This is a genomic window from Pseudomonas sp. G7(2022), from assembly GCF_052660475.1.
In genome coordinates, this window is sequence record NZ_CP109659.1 from 5,790,324 (window position 1) to 5,807,498 (window position 17,175).

The window sequence follows — 17,175 nt, forward strand, 5'->3', positions numbered from 1 at the left end:
TCATCACATCACTGGGATGACCACCTCACCGATCCATCCTCCCCGATAAACTCCTCGAAAATCTCCTCCCCCACCAACCTGATCTTCGCGTAGCCATTCATCACCCGCAGCGGATAGTCCGGATCGTTCGCATCCTTGGTCTCCGAAAACAGCACCCGCGAATGCCCGTTCAGTTCGCTGGTGGTGCCGTAAGGAATCGCCCCGTGCCCGGCACAGCGCGCATGCAGTCCACCCTGCGGCGCATAGACGATGCCGTTGTGCAGATGCCCCCAGTACCAATAATCCGGCTCGCGCCCCAGTGCATCGCACACCGGCTGATACAGCGCGGTCTTGTTGTGCCCGGTGATGTCGAAGCCCTGATGATGACTGAGCACCATCAGTTTCTTGCGTTTGGGCAAGCTCTTCATCCAGGCGATTTGCGGTTCGTTCAGGGTGCCGTCCATGTACAGGTTCATGACGTCCGAGGCGTACGCGGTGTCCAGCCCGACAATCAGCCAGTCGTCGTTGATCAGGGCAAAGTAGCTGGTGCCCTGCTGCCCCGGAAAACGCGCGGCCAGTTCCTTGAAGTAACCGTGGGCGCCGCTGTACATCTCATGGTTGGAGTTGAGGGTGAACGAGCCGTGGGTGCCCATCGGCCAGCCCGCCATGTCGGTGTCCTCCTGGGAGTGAGTACCGGCGTAATAAACATCCCCCAGGTGAATGGTGAAGTCAGCGTTGGCCAGTTGCATCTGCTTGGCCACCGACACCGCCGGCGCATGGCTGTTGAACGGCCCGGTGCCCCAGTCGCCGGCAATCGCCAGGGTCACTTCGCGCTCCATGGTCACCAGCGCCGGATCGGTGCCGAAGGTCGCGTGATGGCGCAGGTTCTCGATCCACTTGAGCAACGCCTCGCTCCACAGCAGATCCAGCAGCTCCCATTTGCGACAGCCCAGCAGCGTGCCGTCCTTGAGCACTTTGGTCTGCAGTTGATCGGGCGATTGCGGCAGCGGCGTCGCGTTGCCGATGCGCAGGATCGACAAACCGTGGGCCAACTCCCACGGCACGGCCGGCTCGTCGGTCGGCAACTCGCCGTGCTTGAGTACGTACTGCGCCTGATCGTGACCACGCTGGAGCAATTTGATGATGGCCTCGAATTCCTTGGGTTCGAGTTCGCTGATAAGTTTCATCCAGGCCATTTCGATGCGCGTGAACAACCCGTGCAGGCGCACCTTGACCTTGTCGTATTCGTGTTTCAGATGACCGACCGCTGACATGGCGTAATCCTCTATCCGTAGGGGTTCACAGGGTTTTCATGAATTCGATCAGCGCACGCTTGTCGTCGTCCGACAGCGTCGTGCCGTACAGGTGACCACTGTTGTGGTTGCCCTCAAGACGCGTGTCGTAGGTGAAATCCGCCGAGGCTTTGGCCTGTGCGCCACTGGTCACGAAGCCGACGTTGACCGGGTCGTAGACATCGGAGCCGGTGATGAATACCTGTGGACGTTTTTCCGGCGGCTGCAGCAAGTCCCACAGGGTCGGCACCGAGCCGTTGTGCAGGTACGGCGCGCGCAGCCAAATGCCGTCGGTGGGCGTGTTGCTGTAGCTCTGGGTCTTGCGGTAGGCGCCGAAATCGAACGGCGGTTTCTTGAAGGTGTGGAACGCCGCCACCAGCCCGGTGGTGAACGAGTTCAGCCGGTGGGGATCGGTGCCGAGCTGGTCGATGTGGGTGGTGACCTGCCCGGTGTCGACGCGACCGAAGTCGTGGCAACCGGCGCAATTGGTTTCCCAGATCGGTTTGCCCTGGGCGACCTTGGCCTGATCCAGTGCCCACGGCCACGCCGGCGCCTTGTGCCCGAGCAGCCAGTTGGTCACGCGGTTGAAGCTCGGTGGCAGAACCGATTGCGGCGTCGCGCCCACGGCCATCGCGGCGGCGTAGTTGCGCTCGTGGATCTTGTTGTTATTGCCGTCCCAGTGCAGGTACATCGATTCCCGGGGTTTCTGGTTCCACACCTGCGGCAGGTCGACGGTGCCGATGGTCGAGTCATCCGGGAAGCCGAACACCACCATTTTCGTCGGGTTGAACGTGTCGGTGCGCCCCGGGCCCTGTTGCGGCCGCAGCTTCTGCCAGGCGTAGGCCTGCTTCTGTTTGAGCAGCGCGGTCTTGGCCATCGGGATGATCAGGTAGCGGTTGTAAAGCTTCTCGAAAAAGCCGAGCTGGAACTTGCTGTTGATCGCCGCCATCACCGCGTCGGTGGTGAATTTCGGATCGCTGGCGCAATCGTAGGCGAACCACTGAAAGGCTTGCAGTTGCAAGGTGTTGGCCGGTGCGCTCGGCACATTCACCGCGACATCGCTGGCATTCGCCCGGTAGGAACCGGTGTGGCACAGCGCGCAGTTCGGCTCGACGGTCGGGTAGCCGATCTGCCGTCTGGCCATGCCGATCGGCAGGTCCTTGCCGTTCTCGAACAGGAAACCGAACACTTCCCAGCCACCGGGTTTCGGCAGTTTTTCCGGACACATCTGCGGCAGCACGGAGAACAGGTAATACGGAATCCGCGCTTCGATGCCCAGGCCAATCGCGGCGTATTTGTAATGGTCCTCGTCGGAGGCGTAATCCTGCTCCGGCACCACGCGCAGCATCTGATACCAGGTCTGGTAACCGATGAACACCAGCAACGCCAGCACGACCAGCGTGCCGACCTTGAACGCGTGACTCTGCCACTGCCGCGCCCACGCCGCCCGCCATTCGCGCCAGCCGTCACACAGCAGCGCCAGCGGTCGGTTTTCAGGGGTGGTGCCGAGGTACAGCAGGATGCCGAGGATCAGGAAAAAGCTCAGGTCGCCCATCAGCATCGGCACGAACACCGAGCCCTGGCTGCTGGTGTTGATCAGGTAGATCCAGAACGCCACCGCGATCAATCGCGTCAGCACACACAGCCAGGAATGCACCACGTAACGCGGCGCGTTGAAACCCGACGGCATGTAGAACACGCTGATGCCCACCAGCAGCATCCCGGCGTTTTCCAGCCACGGGTCGGAGAGTTGCGGCGGCAGGCCGACCACCGATGTCAGCAACCCCGGCGCGAACAGCGCCGGGATCGCGAACACCATGTTCATCGCAATGCCGAGCCAGATGAATCGTTGAAACCAGCGGATGTAGCTGTCCATGTCATCCATTTCCTTGTGCAGACCCGAGAGATGTATTGCCTGACCTACCGCCTTCGCGAGCAAGCCCGCTCCCACATTGGACTGGGGTGTCTGCTGATTTTGTGTCTGGCACAAAACCCTGTGGGAGCGGGCTTGCCCGCGAAGCGGACGACTCGGTCTGAGATCAACCGAGGGCTGTTTTCTCCAGGTGCTCAAGGATGATCGGATACACATCGACCACCGCGTTCTTGCCGAACATGCAATCGATGTGGCCGTAACCCGGCACCACATGCCGGCTGTAGCGTTCCGGCCCATGCTTCTCGCAAACCCGCTGGTAAGTCTTGAGCGTGCTTTCCGGCAGATAACACTGGTTGTCGGCGCCGCTGATGAAGCAGATCGGCATGGTCAGCCGATCAAAGTGCGGCATGTACACGTCGTGCCCTTTGAAATCCACCAGATGCCCTTTGCGCACGATCAGCGCCAGGTGCTCGAAGGTCTCGATGTTCGACTCGCCGAACAGCTCGTGCAGGTTGTCGTGCAGGGTCTCGTTGAGGGTGTCGTGGCGATACAGCGAGGCGTACATGAAGGTGATGCGGTGGCACACCGGATTGGTGCAATAGCCCTGGGCTTCGATCCGCGCGTAGCCGTTGAGCGCCTTGTCGTAGAGTCGGTTGAACCAGTTCTCCTTGCTGTCGGCGTAGGCGGTCATCGACTTGATGCCGATCGCATCGAGCATCCCCGGCAGGTGCAGACCGGCCTTCAACCCCGTTGCCGTTGCGACCACCGTGTCGGCGGCAATCTGCGAGCAGACCACCGAACGCACGCCCTGCAAACCGGCGAGCAACGACATGAAGAACGTGGTCGCGCCGTAGCAATGCACCACGCACTGCACGTCTTTGGCCTGGGTTTCCTGCTGGATCTGCGCAATGGCGGCCTTGAAGTCGTACTGGGCGATCTGGTCGCCGTTCCATTCCTTCTTGCTCGCCGGCAGCAGGATGCTCACCCGAAAATCCAGCAGCCACACGTCATAGTCGTGCTTGCACAGAAACTCGAGCAGGTTGGTCTGGATCGTATCGGTCGAGAAGATATTGGAGCCCACACCCAAACCATGCACCAGCATCACCGGCCCTTTGCTGCCGGCCTGATAGCGGGTCAGGCGCAACTGCACGCCGTCTTCAGTAGAGAAGAAATGCACGGCCGGCGTCGGCGCATCCAGCGGCCGTTTCAGCCGTGGCGGCGCGTCGGGGTTGAAGTATTTGTCGCCGGCGAACACCCCGCCATAACTCTCCCAGAGAATCCCGGCGAAGAACTTGCCGAACCGCGCCAGCCCTTCGATGCGCTCACGTTCGTTGCGCGCATTGAGGACTTTCATGGTGGTCATCTGCTTGGCGAAGTCGGTCGGTTTGATGTGCATCACCCCGGAGCCGATCACCTCGCCCGTCTTGTCCGGCCCGCGATACAGGGTCACGTAGAGGGTGCTGGTGTCGTGCCAGATATTCAGCACGCCGTTGTCTTCCGGCACGGTCTTGAAGGCGCTGAAGAAGTAGTCGTTGCCGTCCTCGGCGGTCAGCTTCATGTCGTACTTCATGTGGCGCGTGTCGACCTGTTGCTCGAATTGCTCGAACAGGTTGAACACACCGTTGCTCGCGGTCAGCGGTTCCGGCGACAGCGCCGGGGCAATCACCGTGCCGACGATGGTCGCGGCGTGTTCCGGCTCCTTGATCATCCGGTTGAGGTCGTTGGCGGTGATGGTCAGGGTGAAGTCGATCGGCGAGTTGTCCGCCTCGCCGCGTTGGGCGGCCGCCTCGTAAACCTTCAGGTCGGTGCTTTGCGCGGCGGTGAAGGCGCGGGAGAAGTAGCCTTTCATGGTTTCGGTGAACTGCACGCCGAGGGTTGGCGGCGCGGTCTGTTTGCGCGGCGCCGACGGCAGCGTGTAGTCGATCGTCCAGCCCCGGTCGGCCGCCAGCAGGCCCATGTTGCGCTCGCTCACGGCGGAGATGGTCAGCAGCGGATTGACCGCCAGTGACGTCGGGATCACCGCGCCGTCGGTCACGTAGAGGTTGGCGTAGACATCGGTGCCGGTCGCACCACCGAACACCTGGCCCTTGTGGTTGACCACGCCTTGCGCGGCGTCTTCGCCCATCACGCAACCGCCCAGCGGATGCACCGAGACGATGCTGTGCTTGAGCAGCTTGGTCCAGATCGGATTCTCGACCCAGATCCCGCCCAGGGCCTTGGTGCTCTGGTACAGCCGTTGGTTGCCGATCTTGAAGTTTTCCTGCTCGCCGACGCCCGGCCAGTCGATGCGCAGTTGGTCCTTGCTGTCGAGGACCATGCGCCCCTGGCCGCTGTCGTGGCTCATGATCAGGTAGGTCTGCATGTTGTGCAGCGCGCCGTGGTACGGGCCGCGCAGGAAGCTTTCGGCTTCGCGCTCCTTGTACTTCACTTTGCCGCTGAAGCTGTCGTCGGTGGGCTTGCCGATCATCTCGGCGAACCCGGCCATCGCCGGCACCATCGGCCGGCCGAGCGCGCCGGGGATCGAACCTTCCTCGATGACCATGCGACTGCTGCGGTCACCCTCGGTGCGCATGTCGATGATCGAGGTGATGCACGGGCCGACCGGTTGCAGTTCCTTGGCCGAATGCGCGCCGAAACCGATGCCGTTGATGGTCTGCTCGCAGTTATGGCCGAAGCCGAGGATGTCGCCGTTGCCGCTCATGTTCTCGCCGAGCTGGCCGGACATCGCCAGGCCTTTGTCCCGCGAACGCAGCAGAATTTCAGTGGAGCCGAGGGTGCCGGCAGACACCACGACGATATCGGCCTTCACGAACAAGGTCGGTGCGTCGAATTTCTCGCGGCCGCTGTCCAGGTACTGGAAGTGCACGATCCAGCCGTTGCCGTCGCGCTCCAGATGCCGCACCTGGGCCTGGCAGAAAATCTCCGCGCCGTGGTTAGTGGCGTCCGGCAGGTAGTTCATCAGCGTGGTGTTCTTGGCCTTGTTGTTACAGCCCGAAACGCAGTCGCCGCAGTGGTTGCACGGCAGTTGCTCGACGCCGACGTGGTTGAGGTTGTTGGGCAGTTTGTCGAAGGTCACGTTGATCGGCGGCTTGTAGAAGTGCGCGCCTTGCTTGAGGAAGTCCGCGGATTTTTTGTTGGCATCGAGTTTCGGCAGGTTCGGCGCGGTGCTCGGGTAGGGATTGGGTTTGAGCATCTCCCGGGCCTTGGCGTAACCCGCCTTGAGCAAACCGTCGTGGTCCTCGCGCACCGCCAGTGGCCAGCGCGGATCCTGGAACACATCAACGGTCGGCTCCAGGGAAACATTGGCATTGATCAGCGACGTGCCGCCGAGGCCGCAACCGACCACGACGTTCTGCTGCGCGTTGACGTGCAGATCGAACAGCCCGGTGCGCGAGCCGATGTGGCCGTCCGGATCGTGTACCTGCAATTCCTCGGTCGCGGCGATCATGGTGTTGGGGTATTCGCCGGGCTGGATTTCCCGACCGCGTTCCAGCAGACAGACCTTTTTACCGGCCCGGGACAGGCGCGACGCGGCGATGCCGCCGCCGTACCCGGAGCCGATGACGATCACGTCGTAGTGTTCCTTGATTTCGCTGATGGGCGTTGCGATCCGTGTCATGAGGGGAGTCCTCTCTCAGGCAGATGGGGCAACTCTGCGGTTGCCTGCAATCAATGGGCGAACGGGCACCTGGCCTCCGGGAAATCCCGACGGCAGTACAACGGTTTGGGGCAGGATCAGGCGCTACAGACGGGCATGCTGATTGGCAGCACGACGCAACGTGCGCTTTCGCGGCGAAGGTGCCGGCAGAGCGCGGGGCGTGCAGGGATTGAGGACCAGGCGGTGTGGCTGGGTATCCATCACGCGTTCTCCCTGAACCAGATGTGGATAAGTGACGGCTGTCCTTGTGCCATTGCAGTGAAGACAGGCACCGGATCGAAGTCAAGGCAGCCTCTTAGAACTGTATGAAATCTGATCAATTGCCTTTTGGACTAAGCCCGCCGGGGGTGGCAGGGTTTGGCGAACAAGTTATCCACATAGCCACCCACAGCTAATGGGGACAACTGTGGATGAAGTAGAAAAATAATCGAGGTTTTGTGAAGAAAAACCGTGACTTATTCAGAAGCAGTGTTTGCCTGAGCGATTGAGTGTTTTTTGATCAAAACCTTGCAGATCACGGATTACGTGGCTTGCAGAGGATGGCGAACACCTTATCCACAGAAGCGCCAACAGAGTTCGGGGGTAACTTGGCGGGTGCTTTGGAAAAGCGCTGGAGGCGTTGATAAATCTGGGCTTGTGTAGAATTTGGTGGGTAAGAAGGGTGAATTGAACGTTTTTTGATCAAATCCTTGTAAGCCACGGTTTATATGGCTCTTAGCGGATAGCGAACATCTTATCCACAGAAGCGCCAACAGAGATTGGGGGCAAGTCTGCAAGTTGTTCTGGGGAAAAAGCTCGTAAAAACCGCGAGTTAGGCTGGTTGTTTTTTGATCTGGGGGCTGCAGGGCTTGATTGGTATGGGGTTCGGAGAGGGGCGAACATGTTATCCACAGAGTGGTTAACAGGGATTGTGTGTAATTTCCAGTGAGTGGATGACTTATGACCGCTGCCCTCACCCCAGCCCTCTCCCGGAGGGAGAGGGAGCCTACGGTGGTGATCTCCAGAGGTACGTCGACATGGACGCTCATCGCGACCTCAGGTTTTCTCAAATCAAGGCGAGCGGGTGGATCGATGCTTGGCGAACCAAGGTCACCGCTCTGGTCGCAGGTCGATGTAAATGGCCTATACACCTCGGTCAGTCCCCTCTCCCTCTGGGAGAGGGCTAGGGTGAGGGGGCTTCTAGCGGACAACCCCCTCTTCAATCAGCAACTTCAAAATCGCTTCCGCACCAGCCTGCGCCGTCACGCCCTTGAGCACCTGCCCCCCACCCCCACTGGCCTTGGCCGTCGCCGCCTTCATCCGGTCAGCCCCGCTCTTGGCCTTGATCACCTTCAACCGTTTCGGCCGTGGCTTGGCCGGTTGCAGCGTCGCCACCGCAAGCAATTCGTCGTCCACCACTTCCACGTCTTTCGCCTGAAGGACGCCACGCCGCGCCGGGCCGTAAGCACTCTGCCGAGGCTTGGGCGCGGCGTTATCCACAGTCGCCAGAAACGGCAGGCGCACCTTCAGCCGGCGGCGCTGCCCACGGGGCAACGCTTGCAGCACCAGCGCCGAGCCGTCATTGATCGATTCGACCTGCGCCAGCCCCACCACCAGCGGCCAGCCCAGCCCTTCGGCCAGCAGGAACGGCAGCATCCCCGAACCTTCGCCGGTTTCCGCCTGGCTGCCGGTCAACACCATCTGGGCACCGGCATCTCGCAGATACTCGGTCAATGCCGGCAGCGCGTCGGCGCCAGCCGGTTGTTCCAGCACATGCATCTGCGCAAGCCCCATGCCCAGATAGGCGCGCAGCGCCGGTTCCGCGATATCGCCGGCGTGCAGCACTTGCAGGTTGTCCCCCGCCAGTTGCAGGCCGAGTTCCACCGCGCGGGCGTCCTGGTCGGCGCGGCGCGGGCGGCCAGAGGTCGGGTGGGCGCCGATTGAAACCAGACTGATGATCTTTGTGCTCATAACCGTTCCTTAAGCCGCATCGCGCTTGGCTTCGTTGCGGTAAGCCTCTACCGCCGCGATCAAGGCCTGAAGAATTTCCGCGCTCTCGCCGATTACCGACAGGTCGGCACGCTTGATCATGTCGCAACCCGGATCGAGGTTGATCGCCACCACCTTGTCGCAGGCACCGATGCCTTGCAGGTGCTGGATCGCCCCGGAAATCCCCACGGCCACGTAAACCCGCGCGGTGACCCAGGTGCCGGACGCGCCGACCTGACGGTCGCGGGCCATGAAGCCATCGTCCACGGCCACCCGTGAAGCGCCTTCGGTGGCGCCGAGTGCGGCGGCGGTCTGGTGGAAAAGCGCCCAGTCCTTGACCCCGTTGCCGCCGGAGAAGATGAACTCGGCCTCGGCCATCGGAATCGCCGACGGATCCACCGCTACGGCGCCCAGATCCTCGATCCGCGACAGGCTGCGCGCCACAGGTGTGGATAACTCCACCGGCAACGCTTCGTGACGGGTTTCGCTGACTGGTTCGGCACATTCGGCGGACGCCAGAATCAACCGCGCCACTGGGCGGGCAAGATCCTGCAGCCCAGCACCGGCGCGGCCGATGCACTCCTGATCCTTGACCTGCCACACCCGTGTCGCCGGGCGCTCGCCCAGTGCAGCGGCAAAGCGCCGACCGAGTTCGCCGCCCCCGCTGCGGCTGTCCGGCAGCAGCCAGTGACGCGGGTTGAACTGGTTATCCACAGCCCGCAGGCCCTGGATGCGTTGTTCCGGTGCATAACCGCTGAACTGTTCGCCTTCAAGCACCAGCAAGCGGTCAACACCCGCCGTGGCGAAAGCGTTTTCCTTGTGCTCGCCGAACACCACCACCAGCACCGCACCATCGCTGCCGGCCAGTTGATGAGCCAGACCAAGCAGGTCGCGGTCGTGGCTGCTCAAGCGGCCGCCGACCATGTCCGGCACCACGCTGATGTAGAACGCCGGGGCCGGCACCTGATGCAGCGGCAATTGCACTTCAACCGCTGCCGAACGTTTGACCGCCCCGCCCTGCTGGGCGCCACTGCGGTCGATGCGCTTGATGCCGTTCGGCCCGATGAAACCGATGCCGTGCAGGTTCTTGCGGATGATCCCGTTGGGGCCCATCCAGCTGTGTTGCGCCGGCTGCATGGCCGCGTGCAGCGGGTGCAGGCGGTTGCGCGCAATCCATTCGGCGCGGGGATCGCGGCGGATAATGTCGCTCATCAGTGGGCCTCCGCAGGTTCACGTTTGGCCGGGGTGGCAGGCTTGTTCGGCGCGGCGTCTTCGAGCAGCGCGTCGGCCACCAGCTCGGCGATGTCCTTGATCAGCGGACGCGGTTCGACCACGCCTTCGAGCATCGCCGTGCACTGTGGACAACCTACCGCTACCAACTCGGCGCCGGTCTCGCGGATGTCTTCCATGCGCATGTCGGGGATCCGCTGTTTGCCCGGAATATCGGTGATCGGCGCCCCGCCACCGCCGCCGCAGCAGCGCGAACGGAAGCCGGAACGTTGCATTTCCTTGATCTCGATGCCGAGGGCGCGCAGCACTTCGCGCGGCGCCTCGTACTCGCCGTTGTAGCGGCCGAGGTAGCACGGATCGTGATAGGTCACGCTGTTGCCTTTGTGCTGACCGAGATTCAGCGCGCCGGCCTGAATGATTTCCGCCAGGTAGGTGCTGTGGTGCTGCACGAGGTAGTTGCCATCGAACGCGCCGTACTCGTTTTTCAGCACATGGAAGCTGTGCGGATCGCAGGTAACGATGCGGTTGAAGCTGTACTTGGCCAGGGTCTGGATGTTGCGCTTGGCGAGCAACTGGAAGGTCGCTTCGTCACCCAGACGTCGGGCCACGTCGCCGCTGTCGCGTTCCTCCAGCCCGAGCACCGCGAAGTCGACCTTGGCCGCCTTCAGCACTTTGACGAACGCACGCAAGGTACGCTGGTTGCGCATGTCGAAGGCGCCATCGCCGACCCAGAACAGCACGTCGGTGGATTTCTTCTCGCTGAGCAAGTTGAGGTTCAGGTCCGCCGCCCAGTTCATCCGACCGCCCGGGGCGAAACCGCCAGGGTTGTCGGTGGCAATCAGGTTCTCCAGGACTTCGGCGCCCTTGTTCGGGGTCGCGCCTTTTTCCAGGGTCAGGTGCCGGCGCATGTCGACGATGGCATCGACGTGCTCGATCATCATCGGGCACTCCTCGACACAGGCGCGGCAGGTGGTGCACGACCACAGGGTTTCGGCGTCGACCAGACCGTTGACGATCGGTTGATGCGGATTACCGCTGTGTTCGCCCACCGGTTTGCCCGGATACGGGCTGCCGGCGAACTTGGCATCGGTGCCGCCGGCGAGGCCGACGACCATATCCTGAATCAGTTTTTTCGGGTTCAACGGCTGGCCGGCGGCGAACGCCGGGCACGCCGCTTCGCACTTGCCGCACTGCACGCAGGCGTCGAAACCGAGCAACTGGTTCCAGGTGAAATCCTTGGGCTTTTCCACCCCCAGCGGTGCAGTCGGATCATTCAGGTCCAGCGGTTTCAAACCGGTAGAACGACCGCCGCCAAAGCGCTCGGCGCGACGGTGCCAGGCCAGGTGCAGGGCACCGGCGAAGGCGTGTTTCATCGGGCCGCCCCAGGTCATGCCGAAGAACAGCTCGGACACGCCCCACAACACGCCGATCCCGAGAATCGCTGCCAGCACCCAGCCGCCGAAGTTCTCCGGCAGGATCCCGGCCACCGGCAAGGTCACCAGGAAGAACGAGGCCGAGAACGCCAGCAGGCTTTTCGGCAGGCGCATCCACGGGCCTTTCGACAGCCGCGACGGCGGATTGAGCCGACGCCGATAAACGAAGATCGCCCCGACGAACATCACCGCCGTCATCAGCAGCAATGCGTAGCCAAGAATGCGGTTATGCAGGCCGAAACCGTGCACCAGAATCGCCAGCACGATCGACGCCACCGCACCGCCCGCCGTGGCGATGTGGGTGTTGGCGATGTATTTGTCCCGCGCCACCACGTGGTGCAGATCGACCATGTAACGCTTGGGCATGGCGAACAGGCCGCCGATCAGATCGACCTTCGAGGCCCGGCCCCGACGCCACATGGCCACCCGCCGCAACGCCCCCAGCACCGCAAGGGCCAGGGCTGCGAACAACAGGATTGGAAGAAGGGTGTTCAACATGGTGAAGCTCCCACCAGTACAGCCTGGAGAAACACGTTCGGCGTGTTCCTGTGGGAGCGAGCTTGCTCGCGAAAGCGCCGGGTCAGTCGATGCAGCGGTGACTGACAGCATGCATTCGCGGGCAAGCTCGCTCCCACAGGGTCATGTGCAAACCTTTAGAAGTCTTTGCACAACCGCAGGGCGTCATAGATCGCAGCGTGGGTATTACGCTGCGCCACGCAGTCACCGATGCGGAACAGCAAGTAACCGTCGCCGTTACTGCTCAACGAAGGTTGCGGCTGGATCGCGAACAGCGCCTCGACATCGATCTGGCCCTTGTTGCGCGAGCCGTCCTTGAGGGCGTAGTAGATTTCTTCATCCGGGCGCACGCCGTTCTCGACGACCACCTGATCCACCACCCGCTCCTCTTTGGCGCCGGTGTATTCGTTCTCCAGCACGGCGACCAGCTTGTCGCCTTCGCGGTAGACCTTCTCCAGCATCATGTCGCCGGTCATGATCACTTCTTTCGGGTACATGCTGCGGTAGTAGGTCGGGAACGACGTACCGCCGATGGCCACGCCCGGCTTGATGTCGTCGGTGACGATCTCGACCTGGCTGCCCTTGTCGGCGAGGAAGTCCGCCACCGACATCCCGGTGAACTCGCAGATGGTGTCGTAGACCAGCACGTTCTTGCCCGGCGCGACCTTGCCGTCGAGCACGTCCCAGCTGCTGACCACCAGCCCTTCGGCGGCGCCCCAGTGTTCGTTCTGCTCCAGATATGGATGCCCGCCGACCGCCAGCACCACGATGTCCGGACGCAGGTCCATGATGGTGTCGGCATCGGCAGCAGTGCCCAGACGCAGATCGACTTTCAGGCGTGCCAGCTCCAGCTGGAACCAGCGGGTGATACCGGCGATCTGGTCACGCTGCGGCGCTTTCGAAGCCGTAGTGATCTGCCCGCCGATGAATTCTTTCTTCTCGAACAGGGTCACGTCGTGGCCACGTTCAGCCGCCACGCGGGCCGCTTCCATCCCCGCCGGGCCCGCACCGACGATCACCACCTTGCGTCTCGGCCCGGTGGATTTTTCGATGATGTGCGGCACGCCCATGTATTCGCGGGAAGTCGCGGCGTTCTGGATGCACAGCACGTCCAGCCCCTGGTACTGACGGTCGATGCAGTAGTTGGCGCCGACGCACTGTTTGATCTGGTCGATCTGGCCCATCTTGATCTTGGCGATCAGGTGCGGGTCAGCGATGTGGGCGCGGGTCATGCCGACCATGTCGACGTAACCGCCCTCCAGAATCCGCGTGGCCTGATTCGGGTCCTTGATGTTCTGCGCGTGCAGCACCGGAACCTTGACCACTTCCTTGATCCCGGCCGCCAGGTGCAGGAACGGCTCCGGCGGGTAACTCATGTTCGGAATCACGTTGGCCAGGGTGTTGTGGGTATCGCAACCCGAGCCGACGACGCCGATGAAATCGAGCATGCCGGTGTCGTCGTAATACTTGGCGATCTGCTTCATGTCTTCGTGGGACAGACCGTCCGGGTGGAACTCGTCACCGCAGATGCGCATGCCGACGCAGAAGTCGTCACCGACTTCGGCGCGTACGGCTTTCAGGACTTCCAGACCGAACTTCATCCGGCCTTCAAAGGTGCCGCCCCATTCGTCGGTCCGCTTGTTGACCCGCGGGCTCCAGAACTGGTCGATCATGTGCTGATGCACCGCCGACAGTTCGACGCCGTCCAGACCACCGGCCTTGGCGCGGCGCGCGGCTTGCGCGTAGTTGCCGATCACCCGCCAGATTTCTTCCGGCTCGATGGTTTTGCAGGTAGCGCGGTGCACCGGTTCGCGGATGCCCGACGGCGACATCAGGGTCGGCCAGTGGAAACCGTCCCAACGGGAGCGGCGGCCCATGTGGGTAATCTGGATCATGATCTTGGCGCCATGCTTGTGCATGGCGTCGGCGAGATTCTGGAAGTGCGGGATGATCCGGTCGGTGGACAGGTTCACCGAACTCCACCATTGCTGCGGGCTGTCGATCGCCACCACGGACGAACCGCCACAGATCGCCAGGCCGATGCCGCCCTTGGCTTTCTCTTCGTAATATTTGACGTACCGTTCGGTGGTCATGCCGCCGTCGGTCGCGTAGACCTCGGCGTGCGCGGTGCTGAGCACGCGGTTGCGGATGGTCAGTTTGCCAATTTGAATTGGCTGGAACATTGCTTCGAAAGCCATGGCGGGTTCCTCGACTTACAACGGCTTGACGGTGAACAGGCCGTCGTCGTGGCCTTCTTCGGAGCCACCGTAGACCTGCTCGGCCACGGTGCGGATCTTGCTGCCGCGAGCGGCGAGGATCTGATCCATGGCCCCGGCAAACCAGCCGGTGAACATGTAGTCGACCTTGCGCCCGACCTTGCCGTAGACGTAGACGAATGCGGAGTGTTCGAGCTTGACGCTGGCAGTGCCTTTGTCGAGGTCGATGTCCTGGATCTTGAACAGGCCCCAGCCGCGCTGCGACAGACGCTTCATGTAGTGTTCGAACACCGCTACGCCTTCCAGGCCATGGCACTCGGCTTCTTTTTCACACCAGTGCCAGGCGGACTTGTAGCCGGCCTTGTAGAGGATTTCGGCATAGGCGTCGGCGCCCAGCACTTCCTCGATGCCCATGTGGTTGTTGACGAAGAAATGCCGCGGCACGTACAGCATCGGCAGGGCGTCGGAGGTCCAGACACCGGTCTCGCTGTCGACTTCGATTGGCAATTGCGGGGCGATCTTGGCCATGGAAACTTAACTCCAGAAAAATTTTGGTGTTGCCCCCGGCGCGGACGGCCGGGGGAAAGTATTCAGAGAAGCGGCTTACTCGCCCCAGACGTCCTTGAGGACGTTCACCCAGTTTTCACCCATGATCTTGCGCACGACGCGCTCGGAGTGGCCGCGCTTGAGCAGGGTTTCGGTCAGGTTCGGGAACTCGCCGACGGTGCGGATGCCCAGCGGGTTGATGATCTTGCCGAAGTTGGTCAGACGGCGGGCGTAGCCCTTGTCGTGGGTCAGGTATTCGAAGAAGTCCTGACCGTGACCCTGGGTGAAGTCGGTGCCGATGCCGATGGCGTCTTCGCCGACGATGTTCATGGTGTATTCGATGGCTTCGGCGTAGTCGTCGATGGTCGAATCGATGCCCTTGGCCAGGAACGGCGCGAACATGGTCACGCCGACGAAACCGCCATGGTCAGCGATGAACTTCAGCTCTTCGTCGGACTTGTTGCGCGGGTGTTCTTTCAGCCCCGATGGCAGGCAGTGGGAATAGCAGACCGGTTTTTTCGATTCGAGGATGACTTCTTCGGAAGTCTTGGAGCCGACGTGGGACAGGTCGCACATGACGCCGACACGGTTCATCTCGGCGACGATCTCGCGACCGAAGCCCGACAGACCGCCGTCACGTTCGTAGCAACCGGTGCCCACCAGGTTCTGGGTGTTGTAGCACATCTGCACGATGCCGACGCCGAGCTGCTTGAACACTTCGACGTAACCGATCTGGTCTTCAAACGCGTGGGCGTTCTGGAAGCCGAAGAGGATGCCGGTCTTGCCCTGCTCCTTGGCCTTGCGGATGTCGGCAGTGGTGCGTACGGGGATCACCAGGTCACTGTTCTCGCGGATCAGTTTCTGGCTGGCGGCGATGTTGTTGACCGTGGCCTGAAAGCCCTCCCACACCGACACAGTGCAGTTGGCCGCCGTCAGACCGCCCTTGCGCATGTCTTCGAACAGCTCGCGGTTCCATTTGGCAATGATCAGACCGTCGATAACGATGCTGTCGGCGTGTAATTCGGCTGGGCTCATCAGGCGTCCCCTTATTGGCGATTCATGCGCCGAATCGTCTGCCGGCGCTTTGGGGCCAGCATATGCCTCGGTGCGCGACCAGCCGGGTGCAAAAACGACAGGGGAATTGCCGAAAGCGTCAATCCGCGACAAAGGGTCGCCAACCGGTCCGACCAGCCACCTGTTCAAGCCCGCGAGCTTGAGCCAGAATCTTGCGCATCTTGGATACACCACTGGATTAGAGCGGCGACAACCATGAAATCGATCTTCCTGGCCCTGGCACTGATTGCGACCGGCGTACACGCCGCCGAAGAGTCCGACAACAACCCGTGCGACGCGGTGGAAAACGACATCCAGACGCTGGAATGCTCGGCCTACAGCCGCACCACCGCCGAGGACCTGCTCAAGGACAACTACGCCAGCCTGAACGAGCGCATGCAGACGACCTACGGCAAGAACCCGGCGCAACTGGCCGACATCACCGCCAAAATCAAGGCCGCCCAGCAACAATGGCTGAAAACCCGCGACGCCGACTGCGCCGTCGAAGCCTTCCCGGCGACGGACGGCAGCAAGGCATTCAAGATTGCGCAGAACGATTGCGTGGCGCGGATGAGTGACGAGCGGTCGGAGTTTTTGGAGTCGATTGGGCAGGAGTAATCGATTATTGACTGAAGAAAGCTGGAAGTATTTTTCAGCTTTCTGATGCAAAAGAACCTTTTCCCACAAAACGTTCAGATCTGCCCCACATCACCTGTCCGAAGCCGCTGTTCTAGAGGCTTTGCGCGCAACATGCCGTCAAATGTTGTTTATTGGCCACCTGAAAAATATAAGCAAAGATTCGCAAATCTTATAAAAGACTTATATTCTGCCATGAACAGCATCCACTGGACTCGAAAGGCCGTTAAGCAACTCCTGAAATTGCATTCCGCTCATCAGTGTCAGGTCAGAGATGCCATCACGGTGCTTGCTGACATGCCTGATGTGGGCAATGTGAAAGCACTGGTTGGTCATGACTACGCTTATCGGCTGCGTGTCGGTAATTACCGAGTCATGTTCGACTGGGATGGCGCGATCAAAGTGGTCAGTATTCAAGAGGTAAAAAAACGCGATGAACGCACTTACTGACATCCAAATCATCAATGATTCCGAGGGTAAACCCGCTTTCGTAGTCATTCCGTATGCGCAATATGTGGCGCAGAAAATGGAGCCTGACCTGATTCCCCATGAGGTGGTCAGTCGCATTGTCGACGGGGCAACTCCGATCAGGGCCTGGCGCGAACATCTCAACCTGACCCAGGAAGAAGTGGCGAAACGCATGGGTATTTCGCAGCCGGCTTTTGCCCAACAGGAAACCGTTGCAAAGCCGCGCAAGGCCACTCGCGAGAAGATTGCAGCGGCATTTGGCATCACCGCCAACCAGCTTGAGCTGTAAGCTGCACCTCTTCAGCCA

Annotated in this window: 12 protein-coding genes; 3 read left to right on the top strand and 9 right to left on the bottom strand. The window is 61.4% G+C overall.

Annotated features, from left to right (window positions below; genetic code table 11):
- Positions 1-8: 8 nt before the first annotated feature.
- The 9 genes from NE357_RS26575 to NE357_RS26615 all read right to left on the bottom strand — a co-directional run bounded on the left by NE357_RS26575 (position 9) and on the right by NE357_RS26615 (position 15,746).
- Positions 9-1,253 carry a metallophosphoesterase family protein gene (locus tag NE357_RS26575; protein WP_169432223.1) on the bottom strand — a complete coding sequence of 415 codons (1,245 nt, stop codon included), beginning with the start codon at positions 1,251-1,253 and terminating at the stop codon, positions 9-11.
- 25 nt (positions 1,254-1,278) lie between these two features.
- Entirely contained in the window at positions 1,279-3,147 is a 1,869-nt protein-coding gene (locus tag NE357_RS26580) for a c-type cytochrome (protein ID WP_169432224.1), read from the bottom strand.
- A gap of 163 nt (positions 3,148-3,310) precedes the next feature.
- Entirely contained in the window at positions 3,311-6,763 is a 3,453-nt protein-coding gene (locus NE357_RS26585) for a GMC oxidoreductase (protein ID WP_169432225.1), read from the bottom strand.
- A 1,218-nt stretch (positions 6,764-7,981) separates the two neighbouring features.
- Positions 7,982-8,752 (bottom strand): electron transfer flavoprotein subunit beta, encoded by a 771-nt coding sequence (gene etfB / locus NE357_RS26590; protein WP_169432226.1) that lies wholly within the window; start codon positions 8,750-8,752, stop codon positions 7,982-7,984.
- 9 nt (positions 8,753-8,761) lie between these two features.
- A complete protein-coding gene (gene etfA / locus NE357_RS26595; protein ID WP_169432227.1) occupies positions 8,762-9,982 on the bottom strand; it encodes an electron transfer flavoprotein subunit alpha in 1,221 nt (406 codons plus the stop codon).
- Positions 9,982-11,931 (bottom strand): dimethylglycine demethylation protein DgcB, encoded by a 1,950-nt coding sequence (gene dgcB, locus NE357_RS26600; RefSeq protein ID WP_169432228.1) that lies wholly within the window; start codon positions 11,929-11,931, stop codon positions 9,982-9,984. Before dgcB ends, etfA begins: the two co-directional genes overlap by 1 nt.
- Before the next feature lie 155 nt (positions 11,932-12,086).
- Entirely contained in the window at positions 12,087-14,147 is a 2,061-nt protein-coding gene (dgcA, locus tag NE357_RS26605) for a dimethylglycine demethylation protein DgcA (RefSeq protein ID WP_169432229.1), read from the bottom strand.
- Positions 14,148-14,162: 15 nt separating this feature from the next.
- Positions 14,163-14,693: a DUF5943 domain-containing protein gene (locus tag NE357_RS26610; protein WP_007926354.1), complete on the bottom strand. Its 531-nt coding sequence runs from the start codon at positions 14,691-14,693 to the stop codon at positions 14,163-14,165.
- A 75-nt stretch (positions 14,694-14,768) separates the two neighbouring features.
- Complete coding sequence (locus NE357_RS26615) at positions 14,769-15,746, bottom strand: dipeptidase (RefSeq protein ID WP_007959776.1); 978 nt, start codon at positions 15,744-15,746, stop codon at positions 14,769-14,771.
- A 234-nt stretch (positions 15,747-15,980) separates the two neighbouring features.
- On the opposite strand from NE357_RS26615, the gene NE357_RS26620 reads away from it, so the two are divergent.
- The 3 genes from NE357_RS26620 to NE357_RS26630 all read left to right on the top strand — a co-directional run bounded on the left by NE357_RS26620 (position 15,981) and on the right by NE357_RS26630 (position 17,157).
- On the top strand, positions 15,981-16,382 hold the full coding sequence (locus tag NE357_RS26620) for a lysozyme inhibitor LprI family protein (protein ID WP_169432230.1): 402 nt from the start codon (positions 15,981-15,983) through the stop codon (positions 16,380-16,382).
- Positions 16,383-16,595: 213 nt separating this feature from the next.
- Positions 16,596-16,850 carry a type II toxin-antitoxin system RelE family toxin gene (locus tag NE357_RS26625; RefSeq protein ID WP_169432231.1) on the top strand — a complete coding sequence of 85 codons (255 nt, stop codon included), beginning with the start codon at positions 16,596-16,598 and terminating at the stop codon, positions 16,848-16,850.
- Positions 16,834-17,157 carry a helix-turn-helix domain-containing protein gene (locus NE357_RS26630; protein ID WP_169432232.1) on the top strand — a complete coding sequence of 108 codons (324 nt, stop codon included), beginning with the start codon at positions 16,834-16,836 and terminating at the stop codon, positions 17,155-17,157. Before NE357_RS26625 ends, NE357_RS26630 begins: the two co-directional genes overlap by 17 nt.
- Positions 17,158-17,175 lie beyond the last annotated feature (18 nt).

What these genes read in the sequence shown, in the direction of transcription:
- dgcA (WP_169432229.1), bottom strand. Translation starts at nt 14,147, where the DNA reads ATGGCTTTCGAAGCAATGTTCCAGCCAATTCAAATTGGCAAACTGACC.
- NE357_RS26575 (WP_169432223.1), bottom strand. Translation starts at nt 1,253, where the DNA reads ATGTCAGCGGTCGGTCATCTGAAACACGAATACGACAAGGTCAAGGTG.
- NE357_RS26620 (WP_169432230.1), top strand. Translation starts at nt 15,981, where the DNA reads ATGAAATCGATCTTCCTGGCCCTGGCACTGATTGCGACCGGCGTACAC.
- etfB (WP_169432226.1), bottom strand. Translation starts at nt 8,752, where the DNA reads ATGAGCACAAAGATCATCAGTCTGGTTTCAATCGGCGCCCACCCGACC.
- NE357_RS26585 (WP_169432225.1), bottom strand. Translation starts at nt 6,763, where the DNA reads ATGACACGGATCGCAACGCCCATCAGCGAAATCAAGGAACACTACGAC.
- dgcB (WP_169432228.1), bottom strand. Translation starts at nt 11,931, where the DNA reads ATGTTGAACACCCTTCTTCCAATCCTGTTGTTCGCAGCCCTGGCCCTT.
- NE357_RS26580 (WP_169432224.1), bottom strand. Translation starts at nt 3,147, where the DNA reads ATGGACAGCTACATCCGCTGGTTTCAACGATTCATCTGGCTCGGCATT.
- NE357_RS26615 (WP_007959776.1), bottom strand. Translation starts at nt 15,746, where the DNA reads ATGAGCCCAGCCGAATTACACGCCGACAGCATCGTTATCGACGGTCTG.
- etfA (WP_169432227.1), bottom strand. Translation starts at nt 9,982, where the DNA reads ATGAGCGACATTATCCGCCGCGATCCCCGCGCCGAATGGATTGCGCGC.
- NE357_RS26625 (WP_169432231.1), top strand. Translation starts at nt 16,596, where the DNA reads ATGAACAGCATCCACTGGACTCGAAAGGCCGTTAAGCAACTCCTGAAA.
- NE357_RS26630 (WP_169432232.1), top strand. Translation starts at nt 16,834, where the DNA reads ATGAACGCACTTACTGACATCCAAATCATCAATGATTCCGAGGGTAAA.
- NE357_RS26610 (WP_007926354.1), bottom strand. Translation starts at nt 14,693, where the DNA reads ATGGCCAAGATCGCCCCGCAATTGCCAATCGAAGTCGACAGCGAGACC.